Origin of the sequence: Burkholderia diffusa (assembly GCF_902499115.1) — a bacterium.
Taxonomy (GTDB): Bacteria; Pseudomonadota; Gammaproteobacteria; order Burkholderiales; family Burkholderiaceae; genus Burkholderia; species Burkholderia diffusa.
Genome location: NZ_CABVPN010000006.1, coordinates 180,303 through 202,675, shown reverse-complemented (window position 1 = coordinate 202,675; position 22,373 = coordinate 180,303). Strand labels below are relative to the sequence as shown.

The window sequence follows — 22,373 nt, the reverse complement described above, 5'->3', positions numbered from 1 at the left end:
ACGATGAAGCCTCGTATCGTCGCGTACAAGCCGCTACCCGATGACGTGCTCGCGTACCTGCGCGAGCATGCGGAAGTCGTGCAGGCCGACGGCGCCGACGCGCTCGCCGATGCCCTCGGCGACGCGGACGGCGCGATCGGCGCGAGCCTGAAGGTCACGCCGCAGATGCTCGATCGCGCACCGCGGCTGAAGGCCTGGTCGACGATCTCGGTCGGCTACGACAACTTCGACGTCGCGGATCTCACTCGGCGTGGCATCGTGCTCGCGCATACGCCCGACGTGCTGACGGAATCGACCGCCGATACCGTGTTCTCGCTGATCCTCGCGTCCGCGCGGCGCGTGGTCGAACTGGCGGAATGGGTGAAGGCCGGCCACTGGCATCGCAGCATCGGCCCCGATCTGTACGGCACCGACGTGCAGGGCAAGACGCTCGGCATCGTCGGGCTCGGGCGGATCGGCGGCGCGGTCGCGCGCCGCGCGGCGCTCGGCTTCCGGATGCAGGTGCTGTACACGAACCGTTCCGCGCACGCCGAAGCCGAGACGCAGTACGGCGCCCGCCGCGTGACGCTCGACGAACTGCTCGCGCAGTCGGATTTCGTGTGCCTGCAAGTGCCGTTGTCGCCGGAAACGCGTCACCTGATCGGCGCGGCCGAATTCGCGAAGATGAAGCGCGGCGCGATCCTGATCAACGCATCGCGCGGGCAGGTGGTCGACGAGGCCGCACTGGTCGACGCGCTGCGCGCGGGCACGATCCGCGGCGCGGGGCTCGACGTGTTCGAGAAGGAGCCGTTGCCGGCGGATTCGCCGCTGCTGCGGATGAGCAATGTCGTCGCGCTGCCGCATATCGGCTCGGCGACGCACGAGACGCGCCATGCGATGGCGCGCTGCGCCGCGGAAAACCTGGTCGGCGCGCTGGCCGGGACGCTGCGCACGAACCTCGTCAATCCCGACGCGCTCGCGCGCACCTGAGCGGGGCCGGTCAGCCGGCGGGGCCGCCGGCTGGGTTAGAGGCGATGGTCTTGGTACCGGAGGGCAGGCTGCGTTATGATCGCCCGCTCGTCGCATCGACGACCCGGCCACGCGGCCGGTGGCGTTCGGCGGCGGGCATCCGTGCCAGGTCCGGTGCGGCCGATCGCCGTGCGTTTCAGGCGACCGGAGCAGGCGCGAACGCGCCGGCTTCGATCGACCGCGAAGCAGGGGAGCGGCGGCGTCCGCCGGGTGGCTTTCGTATCCAACAACAAAGGTCCGTCCGCACACGAAGCGGCGCGGATCGTACGTCGCGAGGCACGACTTGAGCGATTCGCAACCTTCCACGCAGCGTCCGGCGACGATCAGCGACGTCGCACGCGAAGCCGGCACGGGCAAGACCAGCGTTTCGCGCTATCTGAACGGCGAGACGCACGTGCTGTCCGCCGATCTGCGCCAGCGGATCGAGACGGCGATCGCGCGCCTCAACTACCGGCCGAACCAGATGGCGCGCGGGCTGAAGCGCGGCCGCAACCGGCTGCTCGGCATGCTCGCGGCCGACCTGACCAATCCGTATACCGTCGAAGTGCTGCAGGGCGTCGAGGCCGCGTGCCACGCGCTCGGCTACATGCCGCTCATCTGTCACGCGGCCAACGAGGTCGAGATGGAGCGGCGCTTCCTGCAGCTGCTGACGACCTACCGGGTCGAGGGGCTGATCGTCAACGCGCTCGGCGCGGAGGAAGACGTGCTGCGCCCGCTGCGCGGCGCCGGCATTCCGGCCGTGCTCGTCGACCGGACGGTCGAGGGCTTCGAGGCCGACCTGATCGGGCTCGACAATACCGATGCGATCGAGATGGCGATCGCGCACCTGGTCGCGCGCGGCTTCGATGCGATCCATTTCGTCGTGCAGCCGTTCGAGCGTGTCAGCTCGCGGCGCCTGCGCGAGGCTGCGTTTCGCGCGGCGCTCGACGCGCGCGGGCTGCCGGTGCCGCCGACGGTCGTGCTCGACCTGAACGAGCCCGCCGCGGCTGCGGCGGCGCTTGCCGACCTCGACGCGCGCATCGACGACGCGGTGCGGCGCGGCGTGCGTGCGGCGCTGTTCGCCGCCAACGCGCCGGTCGCGCTCGCGATCGCGCGCCATCTGCGCGCGCGTTTCGGCGCGGCGTGGCAGGAAAAGGCCGCGCTGCTGTCGATCGACGATCCGGAATGGGCCGAACTGATCGGCATCACGACGATTCGCCAGCCGACCTACGAGATCGGCTACAAGGCGGTCGAATTCGTGCACGAGCGCATCGACGGCGCGGCCGGCGACGTGCGCGTCGCGTTGCTGCCGGGCGAGCTGATTGCGCGCGCGTCGACCGCAAGCTGAGTATCATTCGGGGCACGGCGCGCGTCAGGTGCGCTGCCCCGAACAAGGAAATTCATGACTGTCGCTCCCGTCACGCTGGCGGTGCTGATCGCCGCCACGCTGATCATCGCGCTACTGCCGTTCGTTCTCTTCCGTATTCTGCGCAAGCCACTTTCGCTCGACCGCCGCGACACGATCGTCGGAGTCGCTGTCTTCACGCTGTTCGCGATGATCGTCGAACGCGCATTCCATGGCCTCGTGCTGAGCCAGACGCCCGCCGGCGGCTGGCTCACGCAGCCGCTCGCGTTCGTCGCGTACAGCGCGCTCGCGACCGCCGTGTTTGAGGAAGTCGGCCGCTATCTCGGGATCCGGTTCCTGAACCGCCGCTACGGCGCGTCCGCCGGCGACGGGCGCGGCATCGGCTACGGGATCGGCCATGCCGGTGCCGAAGCCTGGTTCGTCGGCGTGCTCATATGGGGCCAGTGGTCGTATCTTGCGTGGCTCGCGAGCCGCGGCCAGCTCGAGACGCAGCTCGCGGACCTGCCGGGCGATACCGTCGTGCGGCTGCACGTGATGCTGGCGACGCTGTCGGCACAGTCGATCCTGCTGTTGCTGCTCGAGCGTTGCTCGGCGTTCGTGGTGCAACTCGCGCTGTCGGTGCTGGTCTGGCGCGGCGTGCGCGCCGGCCGCGCGGGCGTGCTGCCGCTCGCGATCGTGCTGCATGCGCTGGCGGTCGCGCCGGCGCTGCTGTATCAGGTGCGCGTGCTGCCGGCCGGATCGCTCGAGGCCGCGTATTTCGTGCTGGCCGCGATCCTGGTCGCCGTGCTGGCGAAGACGTGCCGGTCGCCGCGTGCGGCGGCCTGACGGGAGGGGCGGAATGGACGACTATCTGATCGAATGCCGGAGCGCCGAATTCGACGCGCTCGCGCGCGTGATCTGCGATCTCTTTCCGGAACAGACGCGCTTTGTCGAAAGCAGCGACGAACGCGGACGCTTCCTGTCAGTGCAGTGGCTGGCGATGCGTTTCGGTTCGACGCCGAAACGGATGACGCTCGACATCCGCATCGTGCCGGCCGCGCTGGCGCGCTATCTGGCGCTCAGGCCGATGCAGCGCGCCCGCAGCCATGCGGTGCTGCATGCGTACACGGAAGCGATGCTGGGCTCGCTCGAGGAGCGGCACGCGGCCGGCGAGGCCGTCGAGCGCGACGCGGAACTCGAACTCGACGAAGACTTTGCCTGACCCTTGACGTGAGCGAGCGCGCCGGCGCGATGCCGGCGTCGCGCGCTACGCGTTACGCGTCGCGGTAGACCTGCGCGAAACGCTGCGCCTGGACGACGCCGTAGTCGCCGGGCGCATACTGCATGACCCAGTCGCCGGCGATGCCGCGCAGCGTGTCGCCGTTTTCCGAGCGGGCGATCGTGAACGGTTCGTCCATCCGGCGGGCGAGCACGACGGCCGGACGGTTCCGGTAGGCGCCCGGCGCACCGTGCGCGAGCGCCGGATCGGCGGGCAGGTACTTCGCGTCGAAGCGTGCGCGCGACACGACCCAGCGGTCGCCGGTCGAGCCGGTGATCAGCGCGTCGCCCGCGATATAGCGGTTCGGGCCTTCGAGGCTCATCAGTTCGCCGTCGGCCTCCGCGAAGGCGACCGTGACGGTTTCGTCCTTCACGACGCGACGGGCCTGCGGGTCGGTACGCAGATCGATGTGCTTGAGTTCGAGCATGGCGGGGGGAAGTGCGGGAAAAGCCGGGAGCTTATCCCGAATCCGGCGCGCCGTGTGGCGCACCGAATTCCTGCGGGATGCGCGACGCCGTTCGCCCCGGACGGGCACCGTGGCGCCGGCAGGCGGACGTCAGGGTTGTGCGGGCGCGCTGGCGGCCGGCGCGGCGGCTGCCTTGCCTTCCTTGCTCCGGGCCTTGCCCTTGCCGCGGTGTTCGCCGCCGTGATGCAGCCAGCTACGGAACGTCGTGTCGGCGAGTGCCTTCTGGTCGGCCGGGAAGCTCTGGTAGAGCGGCGCGAATGCGTCGGCGAGCTTCTTCGCGCCGTCCGCGTTCGCCTGCGCGAGTTCCGCGTACTGCTTCATGTCGTCGACCGCGGACACGTTCTGGCTTTCCATCCGCATGCGATAGAGGCGGCCCATCGTGTCGCCATTTTCACGCATCGTGTCGGCGAACGTCTTCCATTGCGGTTCCTGCGCCGACGTGATCTTCAGTTGATCGTGCAGGTACTTGATGCGCTGCTCGATGCGCGCTTCGTGGCGCGCCGCGCGCTGTTCGGCGCTCGGGGCCGACGCCGCAGCCGCCATTGACGGAGCGGGCGCCGGCGGCTGCGTCGGCGTTTGCGCGAACGCGCTGGCTGCAACGGCGAGCGTAGCGAGGGTGAGCGAGATTTTCTTCATGATTGGCTCTCCGGGGTGGTGTCTTGCGAACGGGCGCGGCGGCCACTGCCGCAAGCGCGCCGCTCGCGTCGCACACCATTAGTAGCACGTTGCGTGCGGCGCGGCAGTGAATGCGACACTTGCTTACATCCGAAACGAATCGAAATTGAAAGGGACATAGTGGGCGGACGGGGTTCGATCGACACCTCGGACGCCGCCCGCGAACGAGGCAGGCGAGACGAACGCGTAAGCCCGTGACCGCATGCGATGCCGTTTGGGCGCACCGGCGTTCGGCGCTATCATCGCGTCACGTTCCATTTCGCCGGCGCGTTGCACGCCGGCCCAGCCTCATGCGTCCACCTCGCCTCGACCAACTCGACGACCTCGACCGGCAACTCGTCGCGCTGCTGCAAGCCGATGCGCGCGCAAGCGTCGCCGATCTCGCGCGACAACTCGACGTCGCACGCACGACGGTCGTCGCGCGCATTGCGCGGCTCGAGCGCACCAACGTGATCGCCGGCTACAGCGTGCGGCTCGGACAGGACGTGCTCGATGCAAGCATTTATGCGTACGTCGGCATCATCCTCACGCCGAAGTTCGGCAAGGACGTGCTGCGCAAGCTCGACCGGATGCCTGAGGTGCAGCTGCTGTGCGCGGTGAGCGGCGAGTACGATTACGTGGCGTGGCTGCGCGCCGATTCGCCCGAACGGCTCAACGACCTGCTCGACCAGATCGGTACGCTCGAAGGCGTCGAACGCACGACCACGTCGATCATCCTGTCGCGCAAGATCGATCGCGGCACGATCGGCGGATGACGCATCGCATGCGGTGTCGCGTGTGACACCGCGGCGCGATTCGAATCGTCGCGCCGGTTTTTCCTCCTTTCCCTTCCCTTGATACCCGCCGCCGGCACTCGCCGCGGGGCGTTGCGTCGCGCATCTGGACGCGAGCACGCATCGTTGCGTCGAATGCCGGCTTGCGCGCGGGCAACGATTCATTCGCGTGCGCATCTTCCGCCGTGCATGATCCTTCGTGCCCGTCCAAACGCGTCCATCGCGGGCCGTTTGCAGCGCGTCATATATGTGATTTTTAGACGATTTGGTCGTTGTGACGAAATGCGTCGTCATATCGTCGAATTAAACGGTCGTTTCGCATCATTCTTCGTCTTGGAACTGATTTTGCGCGTCCCTAAACTGTGTTCATGGCTCGACGCCGTACACCAACACCAAACTCATCATCAGGAGATAAGCGCATGAAAATCGCCATCGTCGGCGCAGGTCTGATCGGTCACACCATTGCTCACATGCTGCGTGAAACGGGCGACTACGAAGTGGTCGCGTTCGACCGCGACGCTGATGCGCTCGCCAAGCTGTCGCGTGAAGGCATCGCGACGCAGCGTGTCGATTCGGCCGACGCCAATGCGATCCGTGAAGCCGTGAAGGGCTTCGATGCGCTCGTCAACGCGCTGCCGTACTACCTTGCGGTCAACGTCGCCGCGGCGGCCAAGGCTGCCGGCGTCCATTACTTCGACCTGACCGAAGACGTGCGCGCGACCCACGCGATCCGTGAACTGGCGGATGGTTCGGACCGTGCGTTCATGCCGCAGTGCGGCCTCGCGCCGGGCTTCATCGGCATCGCCGCTCACGAGCTCGTGAACGGCTTCAGCGAAGTGCGCGACGTGAAGATGCGCGTCGGCGCGCTGCCCGAGTATCCGACCAACGCGCTCAAGTACAACCTGACGTGGAGCGTCGACGGCCTGATCAACGAATACTGCCAGCCGTGCGAAGCGATCCGTGACGGCCGCAAGCAGTGGGTGCAGCCGCTCGAAGGCCTCGAGCATTTCTCGCTCGACGGTACCGAATACGAAGCGTTCAACACGTCGGGCGGTCTGGGCACGCTGTGCGAGACGCTGTCGGGCAAGGTCGAGACGCTCGACTACAAGTCGGTGCGCTATCCGGGTCACCGCGAACTCGTGCAGTTCCTGCTCGAGGACCTGCGCCTGTCGAGCGACCGCGACACGCTGAAGTCGATCATGCGCCGCGCGGTGCCGTCGACGAAGCAGGACGTCGTGCTCGTGTTCGTCACGGTGACGGGCGTGAAGGACGGCCAGCTCGTGCAGGACGTGTTCACGCGCAAGATTTTCGCGAAGGACGTGTGCGGGATGCACATGAGCGCGATCCAGATCACGACGGCCGGCGCGATGTGCGCGGTGCTGGATCTGTTCCGCGAGAAGAAGCTGCCGCAGAGCGGTTTCATCCCGCAAGAGAAGGTGTCGCTGAAGGCGTTCCTCGCGAACCGCTTCGGCAAGCTGTACGAAGGCGGCACGATGGAGCGCGTGCACGAAGTCGCCTGACGACGGGTCTCCGGCACGAGGGCCGTGCGACGCCGGGAGCGCAACAGCGCTTCCGGCGTTGTTTTTTTTGAGCGTGTCGAAGCGTGTCGAAGCGGGGAAGAGCAGGGCGATGCCTGCCGCTCAGGCGGGCAGCGGCGGGACGATCGTTGCCTGCGGCGCCGGCGGTGCGATGCGGTACAGCAGAGCATCGATGTCCGCGTCGGACGGCGCGGTGTTGTCGAACATCACGATGCCGTCGCATTCATGGCCGGTCGGCACGAAGCGGCGTTGCCGGTATTCATCCCAGTGCGCGAGCTTGTACGCGTCGTTCGGATTGCCGCGCGCGACGATCCGCTGGTGCGCGACGTCTTCCGCGGTATGGACCCAAACGACCGTCAGCACGACGTCCGGCCCGATGCCGAGCCACGTGCGGTCGAGGATGCGCCGATCACGCACTTCGCGCGACAGCGGGCCGACCACCAGCACGCCGATGCCGAGCGCGAGGTTCTCGCGGGCTGTGTCGAGCAGGCCCTGGTATTCGGGATCGCGCAGGTGCTTCAGGTAGAGCGGGCTGTCACGATCGTTCGGATCGGAGGTGAGGGCGCCCATCGCGGCCGAACTGTAGCGGCCGTAGAGCGTGTCCTTGTCGAGCAGGCAGAAGGCTTCGCCGGTCGCACGCATCAGCGGCCCGATCAGCCGCTTCGCGAGCGTGGTCTTGCCGGTGCCGGCATGACCGCAGAAGAACACCAGGTGCGTCACGAATACCGGCTCCCCGGATCCGCGCGCGAGGCGTCGGTGCGCTTGTCGCCGCGCGAGAAGACTTCCGCCTCCAGCCACATCGCGTTGATGATGCCGAAGCCGAGCGCCACGCCGATGCCGAGTATCCACGAGAAATACCACATGGGTCTGTCTCCTTGACGGTTGGGCCGCACGGCCATGCCGTGCGTCTGTCGAAGCGATGCCGTGCGCATGCCGCGTCGCACGTAGTCCGATCATGACCAATATCGGCGTGTCGCGCAAGCCAGGCCGCCCGCGCGTCAAACCGGTAAACTGATGCGAAAACTGCAACAAGACGGACAACATGCTGATCAATTGTGCTGCATACCAGGACGGCCGCAAGCTGGCCGAAATCGATATCGACGCCATCAGCGACTACGTGTCCAAGCCCGAGTGTTTCGTGTGGGTCGCGCTGAAGGATCCGACGCCGGACGAGATCGACCTGATGGGCGAGGAATTCGGGTTGCACGAGCTCGCGCTCGAGGACGCCCGCAAGGGGCATCAGCGGCCGAAGATCGAGGAGTACGGCGATTCGCTGTTCGCGGTGCTGCATATGGTCGAGCTCGACGACGACGGCGAATTCAAGGTCGGCGAGCTGAACGTGTTCGTCGGCCCGAACTATGTGCTGTCGATCCGCAACCATACCGAGCAGGACTTCCGCGACGTGCGCAAGCGCTGCGAGCGCGAGCCGCATCTGCTGCAGGAAGGGTCGGCGTTCGTGTTCTATGCGCTGATGGACCAGGTCGTCGACCGCTATTTCCCGATCCTCGAGACGCTCGGCCTCGAGCTCGAGGAACTCGAGGACCGCATCTTCACGAAGGCCTCGCCCGCGTCGTCGCGCGTCATCATCGAGGATCTCTATTCGCTGAAACGCCGGCTCGTAACGCTGCACCAGCACACGGCGCCGCTGATCGAGCCGCTCGCGAAGCTCACCGGCGGACGCATTCCGCAGGTCTGTAGCGGGATGGAGCATTACTTCCGCGACGTGTACGACCACCTGCAGCGGATCGTGAAGACGATCGAAGGGCGGCGCGAGATGGTCGTGACCGCGATCCAGGTCAACCTCGGGATGATTTCGCTCGCGGAGAACGAAGTGACCAAGCAGCTCGGTTCGTTCGCCGCGCTGTTCGCGATACCGACGATGATTGCCGGCATCTACGGGATGAACTTCGCGAACATGCCCGAGTTGCACCTCAAGTACGGCTTCTACGGCTGCATCGGGGTGATGGTCGCCGCCGATCTCGCGTTGTGGTGGCGCTTCAAGCGGGCGGGGTGGCTGTAGCCGCGGGCGCTGCTAGCGCGGGGCGTGCTTGCCGACCACGACGCGCCACGGACGCACGTACCAGGATTTGACGAGGCCGTGCTGCACGTACGGATCGGCGCGGGCGAACGATTCGGCGGCTTCCGGCGAGTCGCCTTCGAAGACGAGCACGGCCCGGTCGGCTGGATCCTGCAATGCGCCGGCGAGCATGAGTTCGCCGCGCTCGGTTGCCGCCTGCGCGAGTGCGAGGTGCTCGGCGCGGTACTGCTCGCGCCGGGACAGGTAATCGTCGACGAGTTCGTAGATCAACTGGTAATGCATGGTCGCTCCCGGAATCGGTTGCCGCTGGATGGCGGGCGGTTGGCTCAGTATAGAGCGCGGTTCGGTCTTTGTCGGCGCGTGGCCGGCCGATTTCGGGCGACCACGAAGATGATTTTCAGGTCTCGATGCCCTTCCCTAAAATGCAACTAACGGTCTAGGCTGAATCCGCCATCGCATGGATTCGCGTTATCGCATTTGACCGGTTATCGCCGGTTTTGTCTTCAGGAAAGGCGGGTCCGGACGGCATGTTCCATGCGTATTCCGGGCCCGGATTTCGCATACCGGCAAGGGCGGCTAGGGCGGCCGCGCCGACCGGAAAAGGGGCCGAAGCCAGGTGTCGGGGCCGTCCGTCCGGGTGTCGTGCGAGGGCGTTTCCATTGGCCGCAATGCGACCTATGCTGAACGAATCCGGAGCGAACTTCGTTCGCCCGATTCGTCGAGACGAGGTGTGCCATGCCTGTGTCAGCCACCCTGCAGGATTGCCTGCGCCAGAAGTCATCGCGGTACGAAGTCGTGTACCACCCGTATAGCCATACCAGCATGGAGACGGCCGCCGCGGCGCATATCCCCGGCGATCGCCTCGCGAAAACCGTGCTGCTCGAGGACGACGAAGGCTACGTCGCCGCCGTGCTGCCGACGTCGCATGCAGTGCGGCTGTCGGATCTCTGGGTCAAGACCGGTCGTCATCTCGTGCTTGCCAGGGAAATCGAACTGCGCGAACTGTTCAAGGATTGCGACCTCGGCGCGTTGCCGCCGGTGTGCATGGCGTACGGGATGAAGACGTTCCTCGAGGAACATCTCGCGCAGCAGCCGGAAGTGTATTTCGAGGCCGGCGACCACGAAGCGCTGATCCACATGATGCAGGACGAATTCCTGTCGCTGATGGAGACGGCCGAGCGCGCGCATTTCTCGCACAAGATGCAGGGGATGTGGTTGTCCTGATCGTCCTGTTGCGGGCAGTTTGCGGTGGTTGGAGACGGCGTCTGGCGGGCGGCCGTCAGGGACGTTGCGTTTCGCCGGTTTTGCCGCAGCTGCGTTTACGCCGGAAATCGGTGCCGCGAGCGACCGGTGAGGCGGGATTCTGGTGGCGTCCCATCGGGATCTCAGTGGTGTCGTCGGGCGAATTTCATATTTGACATAATCATAGTTATCAACAAAAAAATTGTAGTAGCTTTTTAGAAATGTCGTGTTCTAGCCATTTAGAAATGTCGCTTCTGCGGCCGGTCTGCCGACCAACCACCGGATTCCCGGGTTCCAGCCGCAGGCTGCGCACGATGCGGCGGCGTTCAACCCGTCATCATGACGTCTCGCGCGTTCCGGACGACGTATTCGCGACCGTCTTCCTCGGCCAGCTTCACGTATTGCGCCAGCTTGCCGGATTTGACGTCCTTGAGCACCCACAACGCGGCAATCCGCTGATATTCATGTCCGGTGTCCCATGCGCGTTCCGCGAGCGTTTCGGCATAAGCGGACTTCAGCGCGCCCAACGCAAGCAAGGCACGCCGGCGCACGTATTCGTCCTCGTCGTTCACCAGGCGCAACAGCAGTGCTTCGGCCTCTGCGGCATGCGAACTCTGCCCGCCGAGTCGCGCGGCCAACTGCCATTTGGCGTTCGGCTCCGACGCGTCGATCGAGGCGCGCGCAAGTGCCAGCAACGCGTCGGGTTGCGTCCAGAGCATGCTCGAAATGTGTTCCAGCGCGTGGTCGCGGGCAATCGCGTAAAGCAGATCGGCGCACGCGGTTACGGTCCAGGCGTCCGGCGCAAGCGAGTCGACGACGGCAAGCGACGCGTCCCACAGGGCTTCCCAATGGCCGTACTCGCATTCCCAGTCGGTACTTCGCTGGTGGACCGGGTATAGCGCCGCCCATTCCCTGAATTTTTCGACCTGTTCGTGCAGTGTGTTCAACGCGTGCATGGAAATCGTATTGATTGCGGCTTGCTTCACCGTGCGATTCACGCGGCGTGAAGCTGCGCCATCAGGCGCGGAGCGTCGCCCTGGCAGCCCGAAACCGGATGCTTCGAGCCGCCCGCTCGCCATGTTCGCCGCGCCGCGCGACATCCGGCATGCCGCGCCGGCTATTGGGCGGCGCTCGCGCGATCCTGCGCTTGGTGCAGGTGCTGCGCCGGCCGAAGCAAGTGTCCGGGACAAGCGGATCGGCGGTGTTCGCTGCCGGGCAATCGTCGGGCGATATCGGGCCGCATCTACGGCTGTGGGCACGATTGTGCCAGTTTTGGTCGTGTTCGGAGTGCCGGTTAGCGCACCGAGCATCCACGTGCGACGGCACGCCCTGCCCTGATTCGCTTGGGGAGCCGTTCGACGAAGCGTGTGACGGTCAGATCAGGCGCGTTTTCGCATCCGGGAGTTTCGGTGAAAAATAACGCTATTGTGATAAGAAAAGTTATCCGGATAGTTTTGATAAAAATCAGAAGTGCCCGACGCGTGACGCACGATCCGAGATACGGCATTCACATCATTTCGCCACGCAAACCGTCGAATTCGCAACGATCGACGCGTGTCGCCCTGTGTGAATGACGGCGCACTGGGGGCGCGTTGACTCATCTCCGCCGGCATCCTCGCCGCTGCGTCGGTCCCCGCTCTTCCCCGCATTTGTTCCCGCGACGCAAGACTGTTGGTCCATGGTGGGTATTCGAACTCCGGCCCGGCGCGCCTAGAGTTGCGTCCATCGGATTCATCAATCCGGTCGGCGCTGAAGCCGAAAACCAGTCACCTGTCGAGGCATATCATGAGCACTTCCAAAGTCATCATCGTCACCGGCGCATCGCAAGGCATCGGTGCCGAAACGGTCAACGCATTCCGCGCCCAGGGCCATCGCGTGGTCGCGACGTCCCGTTCGATCGGGCCGTCGGACGATCCCGATCTCGTCACCGTCGCGGGCGACATCGGCGACCCGGCTGTCGCGCGGCGCGTGGTCGACGCCGCCATCGAGCGCTTCGGCCGGGTCGACACGCTCGTCAACAACGCGGGCATCTTCATCGCGAAGCCGTTCACGCAATACACGGCGGACGACTACGCAGCTGTCACCCGCGTGAACCTGGACGGCTTCTTCCACGTCACGCAGCGCGCGATTGCGGCGATGCAGCGAAACGGAAACGGCGGCGGTCATGTGGTCAGCATCACGACGAGCCTCGTCGACCACGCGAACAGCAACGTACCGTCAGTGCTCGCATCGCTGACGAAAGGCGGGCTCAATGCGGCGACGAAGTCGCTCGCGATCGAATATGCGAAGGCCGGCATCCGCGTGAACGCCGTGTCGCCCGGCATCATCAAGTCGCCGATGCACGCGCCCGACACGCACGCGACGCTCGCATCGCTGCATCCGGTCGGCCGGATGGGCGAGATGAGCGACATCGTCGGCGCGATCCTGTATCTCGATTCCGCGCCATTCGTCACCGGCGAGATCCTGCACGTGGACGGCGGCCAGAGCGCCGGGCACTGAGCGGCAACGTCGTGAACATGCGCCGGCGCGGAGGGTGCGCGGCGCCCCGATGCCGGCGCAGGCGAGGCTTGCGCGCCCCGCTCTGCCCGGTTGCCGGCATGGCAGGCCGCGGCTAGCGAGTCCGCCTGCCGGGTGCCTGCTCGAGATGTTCGACGAGAAAGTCGACGAAGACGCGCACGCGCGACGACAGATAACGTGCATGCGGATACAGCAGCATGAACGGCCGCGATCGCCCGCCCTGGGCGGACAGCACCTCGGTGAGCGTGCCTTCCCGCAGATCCCGTTCGACGATGAAGCGATAGGTCTGGAACAGGCCCGCACCGCTGCGCGCGAGGGTGACGCCGGCGAGGACGTCGCCCGACGTGCCATAGCCACCCGTCGTCGCGACGTCGATTTCCGCTGCTCCGTCGTTGAACAGCCATGGAATCGGCCTCCCGCTGCTCGGGAGCTCGAACTGGATGCATTCGTGCGCGTGCAGATCGTCGGCCGTGCGCGGTACGCCGGCGCGCTTCAGATAGCCGGGCGTCGCGACGACGACGAGTTCGGCGTCCTCGAGCTTGCGTGCGACCAGGCTCGAATCCGCTGGCGCGCGGCCGCGGATCGCAAGGTCGAAACCCTCCTCGGCGAAGTCGATGTTGCGGTTGCTGAGATGCGTTTCGACGCGTACGTCCGGGTATCGCTCGCGAAACGCGGGCAGCAGCGGCAGCACGCGATAGTGTCCGTATGGCGTCGGCATGCTGATGCGCAGCACGCCGGCCGGTGTTGTCTGCTGCCCCGTCGCTTCGCGCTCCGCGTCGACGAGCTGCGACAGCGCATCACGACACTGCTCGAAATACCGCCGCCCCGAATCGGTGAGGCGGATCTGGCGCGTTGTCCGTATGAACAGGCGTACACCGAGACGCTCCTCGAGCCGCGCGACCGACCGGCTCACCGCGGCCGGCGTGACGCTCGCGGCCGTTGCGGCGAGCGTGAAGCTGCCGAGTTCGGCTGCCAGGCAGAACAGCTCGATGCTGCCGAGCAGGAGGTCATCGAATTTTCTCTGCATGGGGCGGCTCCTGCTTCCTCGTGCTGCCTTGAGCGGTTGCAAAACGGCGAATTCGGCTTGCGCCTGCAACGAGGCATCACGCTTCCGGCCCGCCAGCGCTGGTTGTTCCGTGGCGGGACGCCGAAGCCCCGAGTGTGCATGAATCCCCGCTGGGAAACCAGCGGATCGGCGATACCGGAGTTACGCGTTCGCGCCGCGTTGCACCGCGGGCGATTCGTTACACCGTGTGTCGAGTCAATTGCGCGAACGATATTTACCGGCCCCTACCGCGTCACTAGAGTGATCGACAGAGGCCGTGGCGAGTTGCGCTCCACACCGCGGCCAACTCATCAACGATCCCCGAAGGAGAATGCCATGATGATCGAACAGAAGCTGGCCGAACTGGGCTTCACGCTACCCGAACCGCCGCAACCGCTCGGCAGCTACACGGCCGTCAGTGAGGCCGGCAACCTGTTGTTCATTTCCGGGCAATTGCCGCTCGTCGACGGCAAGGTGGCTTATACGGGCCGCGTCGGCGAACAACGGGATGTCGATGACGGTCGGCACGCGGCGCAGCTTGCGGCGTTGAACGTGCTCGCGCAGATCAGAAAGCACCTCGGCGGGTTCGACCGCCTGCATCACATCGTCCGTGTCGAGGGGCACGTCGCGTCGGCCGAGGGCTTCCACGGTCAGCCGGCCGTGATCGACGGCGCCTCCGACCTGTTCGCCAAGGTGCTGGGCAACAAGGCCGGACACGCGCGCTCGGCCTTTTCCCACCGTCAGTTGCCGGCCGACGCGACGGTGGTCCTGGTCGTGATCGCCGAGATCCGCTAGGCATGACCGGGTTGCCGCAAGCCCGGGCGGCCGCGAATCCGGCGGCCATCTGCCCTGCCACCGCTGAAACTTTCGATCCGAGGTGCCTTTTCAATATAAGGGATGCATCATCGAAGAGCCTTTTCCGGCAAGGCTCGACACGATCCCGATACATTGCAATACAAAATATCGTATGCGAGTTAATCGAATGCGCTTGACGTGATTGGTCGCCTCGATCAAACTGCATCGCATGCGATTTAATCGCATCAGACAACAACCTTCCTACCTGACGGAGTGAACGATGAGCAAGATCGAAAAAGTGCTGTACACGGGCAAGACGCATACGACTTCCGGCGGCCGCGACGGCGCGGCTCGCAGTTCCGACGGCCGCCTCGACATCCAGCTGTCGTCGCCGGGCAGTGCCGGTACCGGCACGAATCCGGAACAACTATTCGCGGCCGGCTGGTCGGCCTGCTTCATCGGCGCGATGCAGCTCGCGGCGCGCGCGGCGAAGGTCACGCTGCCTGCCGATCTCGCGGTCGATGCCGAAGTGGACCTGGGCACGGGTGGCAACGCGTACTTCCTGCAGGCTCGCCTGAACGTGAGCGTGCCGGGGCTCGATCGTGACGTCGTGCAGCACATTGTCGACACCGCACACCAGACCTGCCCGTACTCGAAGGCGACGCGCGGCAACATCGACGTCGAGATCCGCATCGTCTGAGCAATGCCCCGGGCGGCCACGTGCTGCCTTCCCGAATGTCCTGCCATTTTCTTGTCGAGGTGAATGATGAAAACCCAACTGATCGCTGCCCTTCTCGTTGCCGTGTCCGCTGCTGCTGCCGTGCCGGCTTTTGCCCGTGATGCCGTTGTGACGCGTGCACAAGTGCGTGCCGAACTCGTCCAGCTGCAGCAGGCCGGCTATGTGCCGGGGAGCGCGAACGATCCGCACTACCCGGACGACCTGCAGGCGGCGCTGACGCGTATCCACGCGAACGACACAGTCGCAGCGGATACGGCGACGTCCGGTTATGGCGCCGACGCCGCAGCCGTCACGCAATCGGGCAGCCGTCCTGTCACGCGCATCGCCGAGCGCTCGATCTACTTCGGCCATTGAACGAAGTCGCGATCGACGCCGATTGCCGGCGCGCGGCGTTCACATTCCGATTACTCTTTTCTGTCGAGGTAAATGATGAAGACCCAACTGATTGCAGCCCTGCTCGTCGCCGTGTCGGCTTCCATTGCCGCACCGGCCTTCGCAACCGAGAGCACCGTGACGCGTGCGCAAGTGCGGGCGGAACTGGCCGCGCTCCAGCAGGCCGGTTATCTGCCGAATCGCCCGAACGATCCCAGCTATCCGGACAACCTGCAGGCAGCGCTGAAGCGGGTGCGCGACAACGAGGCGACGGCGGCCGACACCCAGACGGCCGGTTACGGCAACAACGCCGACGGTGCGACGCAATCCGGCAGTCGCATGGCGATTCGCACGGCCGAGCGCTCGATCTATTTCGGTCGTTGAGCGTCGCGACGAAATCGACGACACCGTCCGCCAAATAAAGCGCATGCGATCTAATCGCATGCGCTTTTGCTTGTCCGTTTGTCCGCAACCTGCCCTGGGCGATCGCGTCTATGCTGTGCGACGAACGGCCTTCGATCAAGGAGCAGGCGATGCGGGAAGGAACGACTGAGCAGGAAGGAGGCGGATCGCATCCGCTCGACAATGCCGTATGGCATGCGCTTACCGGGGAGCAGCATCGTTTCGCCCTCGGCGACCTGCTTGCGCGTCGATTTCCTCCTGCGCTCGCACCGTTTGCGGGCATGGCCGACCGCAGCCCGACGGCGTTCGACGCGCTGCGCGGACTGATCGACGCGCATGGGCCTGCGGCACTCGTCACGCCGGACGAGATCCCGACGCCGCCCGGCTTTTCCGTGGTCTGGCGTGCGATGCTGCATCAGATGATCTGGCAGGGAACGCTCGACGGCGCGCCTGCTCTGGAGCATGTCCGGCTCACCGAAGCCGACGTGCCGGAGATGCTCGAATTGATCGCGGCGACGGAACCAGGCCCGTTCGGCACGCGCACGGTCGAATTCGGCGGCTATATCGGTGTCCGCCGGCAAGGCCGGCTCGTGGCGATGGCCGGTCAGCGGTTGAGGGCCGGCGGTCATGCGGAGATCAGCGCCGTGTGCGTGGATGCGGCTTTCCGGGGCCAGGGCCTCGCGGCCGGACTGATCCGGTCGCTGGTCGCGACCATCCTTGCGCGGGCGGAAACGCCGTTCCTGCACGTGCTCACGTCGAATCACGGTGCGATTGAGCGCTATCGCGCACTCGGCTTCGCGACGCGTCGCGACATGCATTTGCTGGTGCTGGGGCGCGAGGAGACCGGGACGGGCCAGCCGGCGCGCCGGCCATAAGGACCGGTCGCGGCGGCGCCTCGGTCCCGACTGCGGAAAATGTACTGAAATGGCGGAGGGAGCCGGCGGCAATCGCATCGCAGGCTCGACATCGAGCCTGCGTTCGATCGTCTATTCGTTGATCGAATCGATCAGGTTGCCGCGCAGCGTGACGATGGCCTTCTGCATCTTCGCGAATTCGTCGGGTTTCAGGCCGGTGGCTTCGACCAGGTTCATGTCGAGTCCCTTCTCGCGCACGCGGCGGCCGCTTTTCGTCAGGCTCACGAGTACCTGGCGCTCGTCCGACGGATCGCGGTGCCGCTCCAGATAGCCCATCGCCTCGAGCTTCTTCAGGATCGGCGTCAGCGTGTTCGATTCGAGGAACAGCTTTTCGCCGAGCTGTCCGACCGTCTGGTTGCCCTCCTCCCACAGCGCGATGATCGTGATGTATTGTGTGTACGTGAGGCCGAGCTCTTCGAGGATCGGTTTGTATGCCTTGCCGAACGCGAGATTCGTCGAGTAGATCGCAAAACACAGGAACTCGGACAGCTTCGGTGTGGCGGGCGATTGTGCTTCGGTCGGTTTCATGAGCGTTCTCCAGCGACAGCGGTTCGTGTCGCAGACGAACGCATTATATATCGCGTGCGATCTTATCGGAGGCATGATTATCGCTTCCGATCAACACGATGCGACGCCCGCGGCGCCTGCTCAATCTCGTCCGCTGTCATTCCGACCCCGTCGGTCGCCGGTCCGCTGGCGGCTGATCGACAGCAGCGAACACTGCACCGGGTGCGCGATCTCGGTCGCGAGGCCGCCCGTGGCGAACAGCAGGATCATCAGCCAGCGCTTCATGCGTCCTCCACGACGGAAAGGCTTGCGCCGTCGGCGACGGTCGCATCGAGCGCATACGGATCGACGCCGTCGAGGCAGCCGAGATTGACGCGCCAGCACGCGGGATCCTTGCGCGTCTGATGGAACGGATAGACGCCGCAGCGGCTGCAGAAATAGTGACGGGCCGTGTGCGTGTTGAAGCGGTAGAGCGTCAGCGCGCCCTCGCCTTCGACGATCTTCAGGTCGGCCGCGGCGAACATCGGGCTCATCAGCGCGCCGCGACGGCGGCAGAGGCTGCAGTTGCAGCGAGCCGCCGGCGCAAGCGCGGTCCGGACTTGGAATTTCACGGCGCCGCAGTGGCAAGATCCGTTGAACCATGTAGCAGACATGTCGTGCTCCTCAAGAAGTCATGTCCGCTTTATAACGGGCCTTCGCCGACGCCGTGTATCACGCTGTATCCACGCCGCGCGCGGATACAGAACGTTGCAATTCCGTACCCGGCCATTCGCATTGCGGCGCATTCGCCGAACGCCGGCGCACCGCGTGCGGCCGCGAAATCAGTCAAGTGCGTGCTGTAACCGTGCGATGGCCACCCGTGTCTCGCGCTCGAGCGTCGCGAACAGTTCGGTCGCCGGCAGCGACCGGACGAGCGGCGCCGCCTGCCCGGCCCATTGCGCGCCGTAGCCGAACTCGCCGTTCGCCTTCGCGGCCGCATGCAGTGCCTTGCCCGCGTCGTATGCGATCGGATAGGCGGGCGTGGCCGGTGCGTGCGGATCGTCGCCGAGCGCGGTCAGCCGGTTCGCGATGCCGCGCGCGATCCGTCCGGAGATCGCGGTCGTCAATGTCGTGCGGCGCGCTGCGTCGCCGAGGATCGCACGGCGATAACCGTCGTCGATCGACGTCTCCGGGCACGCGACGAAGGCGGTGCCGAGCTGCGCGGCCTGCGCACCGAGCGCGAGCGCCGCGGCGATGCCGTCGCCGTCCATGATGCCGCCGGCGGCGATCACCGGCAACGCACATTCGCGCACCAGCAGTCGCGTCAGGGCGAATGTGCCGAGCCGGTCGTCGTGCGGCGTCGAGTCGAATACGCCACGGTGCCCGCCGGCTTCGATGCCCTGCGCAACGATCGCGTCGATGCCGGCCGCGGCGATCTGCCGGGCTTCGTCGGGATTCGTCGCGGACGCGAACAGCGTGATGCCCGCGCGCTTCAGCACGGCGATGGCCTCATCGGACGGCAACCCGAAATGAAAACTGACGACCGCCGGTTTTTCTTCGACCAGCATCGCGAGCATCGCATCGTCCGCGACGAAGCTCGTGTAGATCTCCGACAACGACGCCGGCGGCGTCGCGCCCTGTTCGCGGAACGCGGGTGCGAGCCAGTCGAGCCACGCGCGTTCGACGGCTGCGTCGGCGCGGGCCGGCCGGTGGCAGAACAGATTGATGTTGAACGGCCGGTCGGTGAGCGCGCGCGTGTCGCGGATCATCGTGCGCGCGCCGTCGGCGTTCGTCGCGCCGACGCCCAGCGAGCCGAGCCCGCCCGCATTCGACACGGCGGCCGCCAGCGCGGGCGTGCTGACGCCGGCCATCGGCGCCTGGATGATCGGGGTGCGGATGCCGAGCGTGCGCAACAGCGTCCGGTTGTCGGTCGGTCGATTCATGTCGTTGCCTCCTGCAACGTCCGGGATCGGAATGCTGCGGCCAGGTGCTGGCCGAAGCTGCTGGGTCGGGTCCGGTATACGGCATGTTCACGGCGCGTCGCGCGGAGCCGGTCACGGGAAAGCGATGTCGAACCCGGCGGCCGATCGGGCAGTGACGCGGCCGTCGCGCGGCGCGAGGCGCATCCGAACGGTGCGCGAAACAGCCCCCGGCAACCGCGCCCATGCTACGCCGGCCTGCCGCCCGCGCGCCAGCCCAACTTGCTTCTATCGCCTGCGTACCCGATAGGCGAGCCCCGCGCAGGCCGTCAGCAGCGCGGCTGTCACGAAGAACACCGCATGCAGCCCGAGCGCGACGCCGATCTGTCCGCCGATCACGGGGCCGATCACCTGCCCGCCGAACTGCGCGGATTGCAGGTAGCCGAGCATCTGGCCCGTCGCGCGCTCGTCGACGGACTGCCGGACCAGCTTGCCGATCGACGGGAGCAGCCCGGCGAGCGTCATCCCCATCAGCACGCGCAGTGCCGCGAGTTGCCACCAGTGCGAGACGAATGCCTGCGGCACCATTGCGAGCGCGGTCAGCAGCAGGCAGCCGACGATGACATTCCAGCTGCCGATCCGGTCGGCGAGCGCGCCGAGCCGCGCGGCGGTCAGCATGCTGCCCAGTGCGGAACAGGCCATCACGACGCCGGCGACGCGCGCGAGGTGGCTGCCATCCACGCCGAGCCCGCCGATATATACCGTGATGATCGGCTCGATCGACATGTTCGCGAGCAGGACCATCATTGCCGTCACCAGGAGCGCGGCGACCGCCGCAAGATCGGTGCGCCGTGCCGTGTCCGCGGTCGTTGCGCGGGCGTGTCGCGTCAGTGCGTCGGTGTCCGCGTGAAAGTCCTCCTTCACGAGCAGGATCGTCAGCAGCGCGGCGACGGCGATCATCGCCCCACCCGCGAAAAAAGTCCCGCGGATGCCGAGCCAGCCCGGCAGCAAGCCGCCGACGAGCGGCCCGACGAGGTTGCCCGCGAGTGCACCGGTCGACAGGATGCCGAGCGCCCAGCCCGCGCGTTCGCGCGGTGCCTGCGTGCCCACCATCACGGTCGATGCCGACGCATAGCCGCCGACGAGCCCGGCGACGAGCCTCAGTGCGACGAGTTCCTGAACGTTGTGCGCAACGCCGATCAGCGACATCACGACGGCCATTCCGAGCGCAGCGCGCACGAGCATTGGTTTGCGGCCAAAGCGATCCGCGAGGCGGCCCCACAGCGGCGCGGTGACTGCGGTGCCGAGAAACGTCGCGCCGAACGCGACGCCGGACCACTCGATCACCGCCGACTGCGCATCGACGCCGAGCTGCCGCACGTACAGCGGCAGGAACGGCAGCAGCATGCTCAGGCTGACGAGCGTCGTGAACGAGCCGAACACGCACACGGCGAGATTGCGCTGCCAGTAGCGCGCGTTCCGTTCGGCATAGCTGGCGGCGGACCGGCCGGCGCGCGCCGTGTCAGGTGTCTGGATGGTCGTGCTCATCGCGCCCTCGCCGATGCGACGACGTCGACCGCGAGCGCCAGCAGCAGCGCGGCGGCCCCGACGGCGAACAGCGTTTCGTATCGACCGCCGCTCGAGGCGAACAGGTACGACAGGCCGTAGGCAGCCATCGCCTGCATGATCGCGAAGCTGGTCGTCGCACTGCGCCATGCGCGTTTCGCAACCGACGGATGATGTGCGAGCAGTTCATTCACGCGGCCGAGTGCGAGCGGTACGATGCCGGGCGTGAACGCGCCGACCACCACGCTCGATACGATCAGCGCGGCGGATCCCATCCCGAGCAGCGGCAGCACGACGGCGACGGCCTCGATCGCGAATGCAATACGCAGTGCGCGACCGAATCCCGCTCGATCGGCGAGATGCCCGCACGCGAGCGGCCCGACGATCGCACCGAGACCGTACAGCACCCAGTACTGCGCGCCCGCGTCCACGCCCTTGTCGAGTCCGCGCGCTACGTAGTCGACGAGGAAGATCATGTGCGGGACCAGCCCGATCGCGTTGAGCCCGTATTCGACGTACAGCGCGCGCAGGCTGCCGGTCGGGAGGTTGCGTGCGTGCGTGGCCGGCGACGCGACGGCCGCAGGCGGCGCATCGTCAGCCGGCCAGCCGCGCCACGCGACGGCGGTCAACAGCAGCGACACGATCGCGAGCCCCAGCCACGTCGCGGTGAGACTCTGCCGCAGCAGGATCGGCACGATCGTGCCCGACGCCGCGATGCCGACACCGATTCCCGTGAAGATGCCGCCGCTCGCGAAACCGCGGCGCGCCGGCGGCACATGCGTGAGGATCGCCGGCGCGGCGAGCACCATCAGCGCGCCGCCGGACAGGCCGGACGCAAAGCGCCAGACGAAGAACCACAGGAACGACACGGGCACCGCGCACGCGACGAATGCAAGCGTCGCGAGCAGCATCATCGCGCGCAGCACGGCGGTCGAGCCGGCGCGGCGCGCGAGCGCGCCGGCGACTAGCGCACCGGCCAGATAGCCGCCGAGGTTGGCCGCACCCAGATAGGCGGCCGTCGACGCGGGAAACCAGTGCGCGCCGATGATCGCGGGCAGCAGCGGCGTATACGAAAATCGTGCCAGACCTATGCCGATCAGGCTCGCACTGGCACCGGACACCGTGCCGCGCCACACGTTGAACGCGGGGGCGTTCTGCCGGTCGAGAAGCGCTTGTTGCATTGAAGGACCTCCATTCGCTGGGCGGACGCATACGCGCCCGACGGTTGAAGGAAGTCTAGATTGAACCGGGTTTCGGGAGAATCCACGCGTTGCG

Annotated in this window: 27 protein-coding genes; 14 read left to right on the top strand and 13 right to left on the bottom strand. The window is 66.3% G+C overall.

The annotated features are described in order from the left end of the window. The first annotated feature begins 3 nt into the window (after positions 1-3). The 4 genes from BTE28158_RS08420 (at position 4) to BTE28158_RS08405 (ending at position 3,554) form a co-directional block, all read left to right on the top strand. Positions 4-969 (top strand): 2-hydroxyacid dehydrogenase, encoded by a 966-nt coding sequence (locus tag BTE28158_RS08420; RefSeq protein ID WP_151051657.1) that lies wholly within the window; start codon positions 4-6, stop codon positions 967-969. A gap of 322 nt (positions 970-1,291) precedes the next feature. Then, the gene (locus BTE28158_RS08415) at positions 1,292-2,335 is read left to right on the top strand and encodes a LacI family DNA-binding transcriptional regulator (RefSeq protein WP_059606862.1); all 1,044 of its coding nucleotides are present in this window, start codon (positions 1,292-1,294) and stop codon (positions 2,333-2,335) included. Between the two features lie 54 nt (positions 2,336-2,389). Continuing rightward, positions 2,390-3,178: a YhfC family intramembrane metalloprotease gene (locus tag BTE28158_RS08410; protein WP_151048875.1), complete on the top strand. Its 789-nt coding sequence runs from the start codon at positions 2,390-2,392 to the stop codon at positions 3,176-3,178. Positions 3,179-3,191: 13 nt separating this feature from the next. Beyond that, positions 3,192-3,554, top strand: a complete 363-nt coding sequence (locus BTE28158_RS08405; RefSeq protein WP_059606858.1) for a DUF3022 domain-containing protein — start codon at positions 3,192-3,194, stop codon at positions 3,552-3,554. A 52-nt stretch (positions 3,555-3,606) separates the two neighbouring features. On the opposite strand, the gene BTE28158_RS08400 is transcribed toward BTE28158_RS08405, so the two are convergent. Both BTE28158_RS08400 and BTE28158_RS08395 read right to left on the bottom strand, forming a co-directional pair. Further along, complete coding sequence (locus tag BTE28158_RS08400; protein ID WP_124629430.1) at positions 3,607-4,038, bottom strand: PGDYG domain-containing protein; 432 nt, start codon at positions 4,036-4,038, stop codon at positions 3,607-3,609. Between the two features lie 129 nt (positions 4,039-4,167). Continuing rightward, positions 4,168-4,713: a Spy/CpxP family protein refolding chaperone gene (locus tag BTE28158_RS08395; RefSeq protein ID WP_151048876.1), complete on the bottom strand. Its 546-nt coding sequence runs from the start codon at positions 4,711-4,713 to the stop codon at positions 4,168-4,170. A gap of 329 nt (positions 4,714-5,042) precedes the next feature. Here BTE28158_RS08395 and BTE28158_RS08390 point away from each other — a divergent pair, with 329 nt between their 5' ends. Together BTE28158_RS08390 and BTE28158_RS08385 are read left to right on the top strand one after the other, a co-directional pair. Continuing rightward, positions 5,043-5,507, top strand: coding sequence for an Lrp/AsnC family transcriptional regulator (locus BTE28158_RS08390; protein WP_006481526.1), 465 nt, complete (start codon positions 5,043-5,045; stop codon positions 5,505-5,507). Positions 5,508-5,944: 437 nt separating this feature from the next. Further along, entirely contained in the window at positions 5,945-7,045 is a 1,101-nt protein-coding gene (locus BTE28158_RS08385) for a saccharopine dehydrogenase family protein (protein WP_040144221.1), read from the top strand. Positions 7,046-7,165: 120 nt separating this feature from the next. Here BTE28158_RS08385 and BTE28158_RS08380 read toward each other — a convergent pair whose 3' ends face one another. Both BTE28158_RS08380 and cydX read right to left on the bottom strand, forming a co-directional pair. After that, the gene (locus BTE28158_RS08380) at positions 7,166-7,783 is read right to left on the bottom strand and encodes a P-loop nucleotide/nucleoside kinase family protein (RefSeq protein WP_059524280.1); all 618 of its coding nucleotides are present in this window, start codon (positions 7,781-7,783) and stop codon (positions 7,166-7,168) included. Continuing rightward, the gene (cydX, locus tag BTE28158_RS08375; RefSeq protein WP_082729050.1) at positions 7,780-7,926 is read right to left on the bottom strand and encodes a cytochrome bd-I oxidase subunit CydX; all 147 of its coding nucleotides are present in this window, start codon (positions 7,924-7,926) and stop codon (positions 7,780-7,782) included. The genes BTE28158_RS08380 and cydX overlap by 4 nt, the downstream gene beginning before the upstream one ends. A 179-nt stretch (positions 7,927-8,105) precedes the next feature. Between cydX and corA the strand changes: the two genes are divergently transcribed. Continuing rightward, entirely contained in the window at positions 8,106-9,083 is a 978-nt protein-coding gene (gene corA / locus BTE28158_RS08370; protein ID WP_151048877.1) for a magnesium/cobalt transporter CorA, read from the top strand. Positions 9,084-9,095: 12 nt separating this feature from the next. Here corA and BTE28158_RS08365 read toward each other — a convergent pair whose 3' ends face one another. Further along, the gene (locus tag BTE28158_RS08365) at positions 9,096-9,383 is read right to left on the bottom strand and encodes a YciI-like protein (RefSeq protein ID WP_059606847.1); all 288 of its coding nucleotides are present in this window, start codon (positions 9,381-9,383) and stop codon (positions 9,096-9,098) included. Between the two features lie 453 nt (positions 9,384-9,836). Here BTE28158_RS08365 and BTE28158_RS08360 point away from each other — a divergent pair, with 453 nt between their 5' ends. Then, entirely contained in the window at positions 9,837-10,325 is a 489-nt protein-coding gene (locus BTE28158_RS08360; RefSeq protein WP_044848239.1) for an aminoacyl-tRNA deacylase, read from the top strand. 344 nt (positions 10,326-10,669) lie between these two features. Here BTE28158_RS08360 and BTE28158_RS08355 read toward each other — a convergent pair whose 3' ends face one another. Beyond that, a complete protein-coding gene (locus BTE28158_RS08355) occupies positions 10,670-11,443 on the bottom strand; it encodes a HEAT repeat domain-containing protein (protein WP_170296423.1) in 774 nt (257 codons plus the stop codon). 685 nt (positions 11,444-12,128) lie between these two features. Here BTE28158_RS08355 and BTE28158_RS08350 point away from each other — a divergent pair. Then, entirely contained in the window at positions 12,129-12,842 is a 714-nt protein-coding gene (locus BTE28158_RS08350) for an SDR family NAD(P)-dependent oxidoreductase (RefSeq protein ID WP_124626264.1), read from the top strand. A 112-nt stretch (positions 12,843-12,954) separates the two neighbouring features. Here the strand turns inward: BTE28158_RS08350 and BTE28158_RS08345 are convergent, their stop codons facing one another. Then, positions 12,955-13,887 (bottom strand): LysR family transcriptional regulator, encoded by a 933-nt coding sequence (locus BTE28158_RS08345; protein WP_151048879.1) that lies wholly within the window; start codon positions 13,885-13,887, stop codon positions 12,955-12,957. A gap of 354 nt (positions 13,888-14,241) precedes the next feature. Between BTE28158_RS08345 and BTE28158_RS08340 the strand changes: the two genes are divergently transcribed. The 5 genes from BTE28158_RS08340 to BTE28158_RS08320 all read left to right on the top strand — a co-directional run bounded on the left by BTE28158_RS08340 (position 14,242) and on the right by BTE28158_RS08320 (position 17,088). Further along, positions 14,242-14,700, top strand: coding sequence for a RidA family protein (locus tag BTE28158_RS08340; RefSeq protein WP_151048880.1), 459 nt, complete (start codon positions 14,242-14,244; stop codon positions 14,698-14,700). A gap of 280 nt (positions 14,701-14,980) precedes the next feature. Continuing rightward, positions 14,981-15,400 carry an organic hydroperoxide resistance protein gene (locus BTE28158_RS08335; RefSeq protein ID WP_124626258.1) on the top strand — a complete coding sequence of 140 codons (420 nt, stop codon included), beginning with the start codon at positions 14,981-14,983 and terminating at the stop codon, positions 15,398-15,400. A 66-nt stretch (positions 15,401-15,466) separates the two neighbouring features. Continuing rightward, the gene (locus BTE28158_RS08330; protein ID WP_151048881.1) at positions 15,467-15,793 is read left to right on the top strand and encodes a DUF4148 domain-containing protein; all 327 of its coding nucleotides are present in this window, start codon (positions 15,467-15,469) and stop codon (positions 15,791-15,793) included. A gap of 72 nt (positions 15,794-15,865) precedes the next feature. Then, positions 15,866-16,195 carry a DUF4148 domain-containing protein gene (locus tag BTE28158_RS08325; protein ID WP_151048882.1) on the top strand — a complete coding sequence of 110 codons (330 nt, stop codon included), beginning with the start codon at positions 15,866-15,868 and terminating at the stop codon, positions 16,193-16,195. Between the two features lie 149 nt (positions 16,196-16,344). Continuing rightward, positions 16,345-17,088 (top strand): GNAT family N-acetyltransferase, encoded by a 744-nt coding sequence (locus BTE28158_RS08320; protein WP_151048883.1) that lies wholly within the window; start codon positions 16,345-16,347, stop codon positions 17,086-17,088. A gap of 111 nt (positions 17,089-17,199) precedes the next feature. On the opposite strand, the gene BTE28158_RS08315 is transcribed toward BTE28158_RS08320, so the two are convergent. From BTE28158_RS08315 to BTE28158_RS08290, 6 genes are all read right to left on the bottom strand, one after another. Beyond that, positions 17,200-17,655: a MarR family winged helix-turn-helix transcriptional regulator gene (locus BTE28158_RS08315; protein ID WP_059606835.1), complete on the bottom strand. Its 456-nt coding sequence runs from the start codon at positions 17,653-17,655 to the stop codon at positions 17,200-17,202. A 120-nt stretch (positions 17,656-17,775) separates the two neighbouring features. Continuing rightward, entirely contained in the window at positions 17,776-17,919 is a 144-nt protein-coding gene (locus BTE28158_RS08310; protein WP_170296424.1) for a hypothetical protein, read from the bottom strand. Further along, complete coding sequence (locus BTE28158_RS08305) at positions 17,916-18,287, bottom strand: GFA family protein (RefSeq protein ID WP_059606833.1); 372 nt, start codon at positions 18,285-18,287, stop codon at positions 17,916-17,918. The genes BTE28158_RS08310 and BTE28158_RS08305 overlap by 4 nt, the downstream gene beginning before the upstream one ends. A 168-nt stretch (positions 18,288-18,455) precedes the next feature. Further along, positions 18,456-19,556 carry an NAD(P)H-dependent flavin oxidoreductase gene (locus BTE28158_RS08300; protein ID WP_151048884.1) on the bottom strand — a complete coding sequence of 367 codons (1,101 nt, stop codon included), beginning with the start codon at positions 19,554-19,556 and terminating at the stop codon, positions 18,456-18,458. A 264-nt stretch (positions 19,557-19,820) separates the two neighbouring features. After that, positions 19,821-21,080 carry an MFS transporter gene (locus BTE28158_RS08295; RefSeq protein WP_108064709.1) on the bottom strand — a complete coding sequence of 420 codons (1,260 nt, stop codon included), beginning with the start codon at positions 21,078-21,080 and terminating at the stop codon, positions 19,821-19,823. Further along, a complete protein-coding gene (locus BTE28158_RS08290) occupies positions 21,077-22,279 on the bottom strand; it encodes a YbfB/YjiJ family MFS transporter (RefSeq protein WP_151048885.1) in 1,203 nt (400 codons plus the stop codon). Before BTE28158_RS08290 ends, BTE28158_RS08295 begins: the two co-directional genes overlap by 4 nt. Between the last annotated feature and the right edge of the window lie 94 nt (positions 22,280-22,373).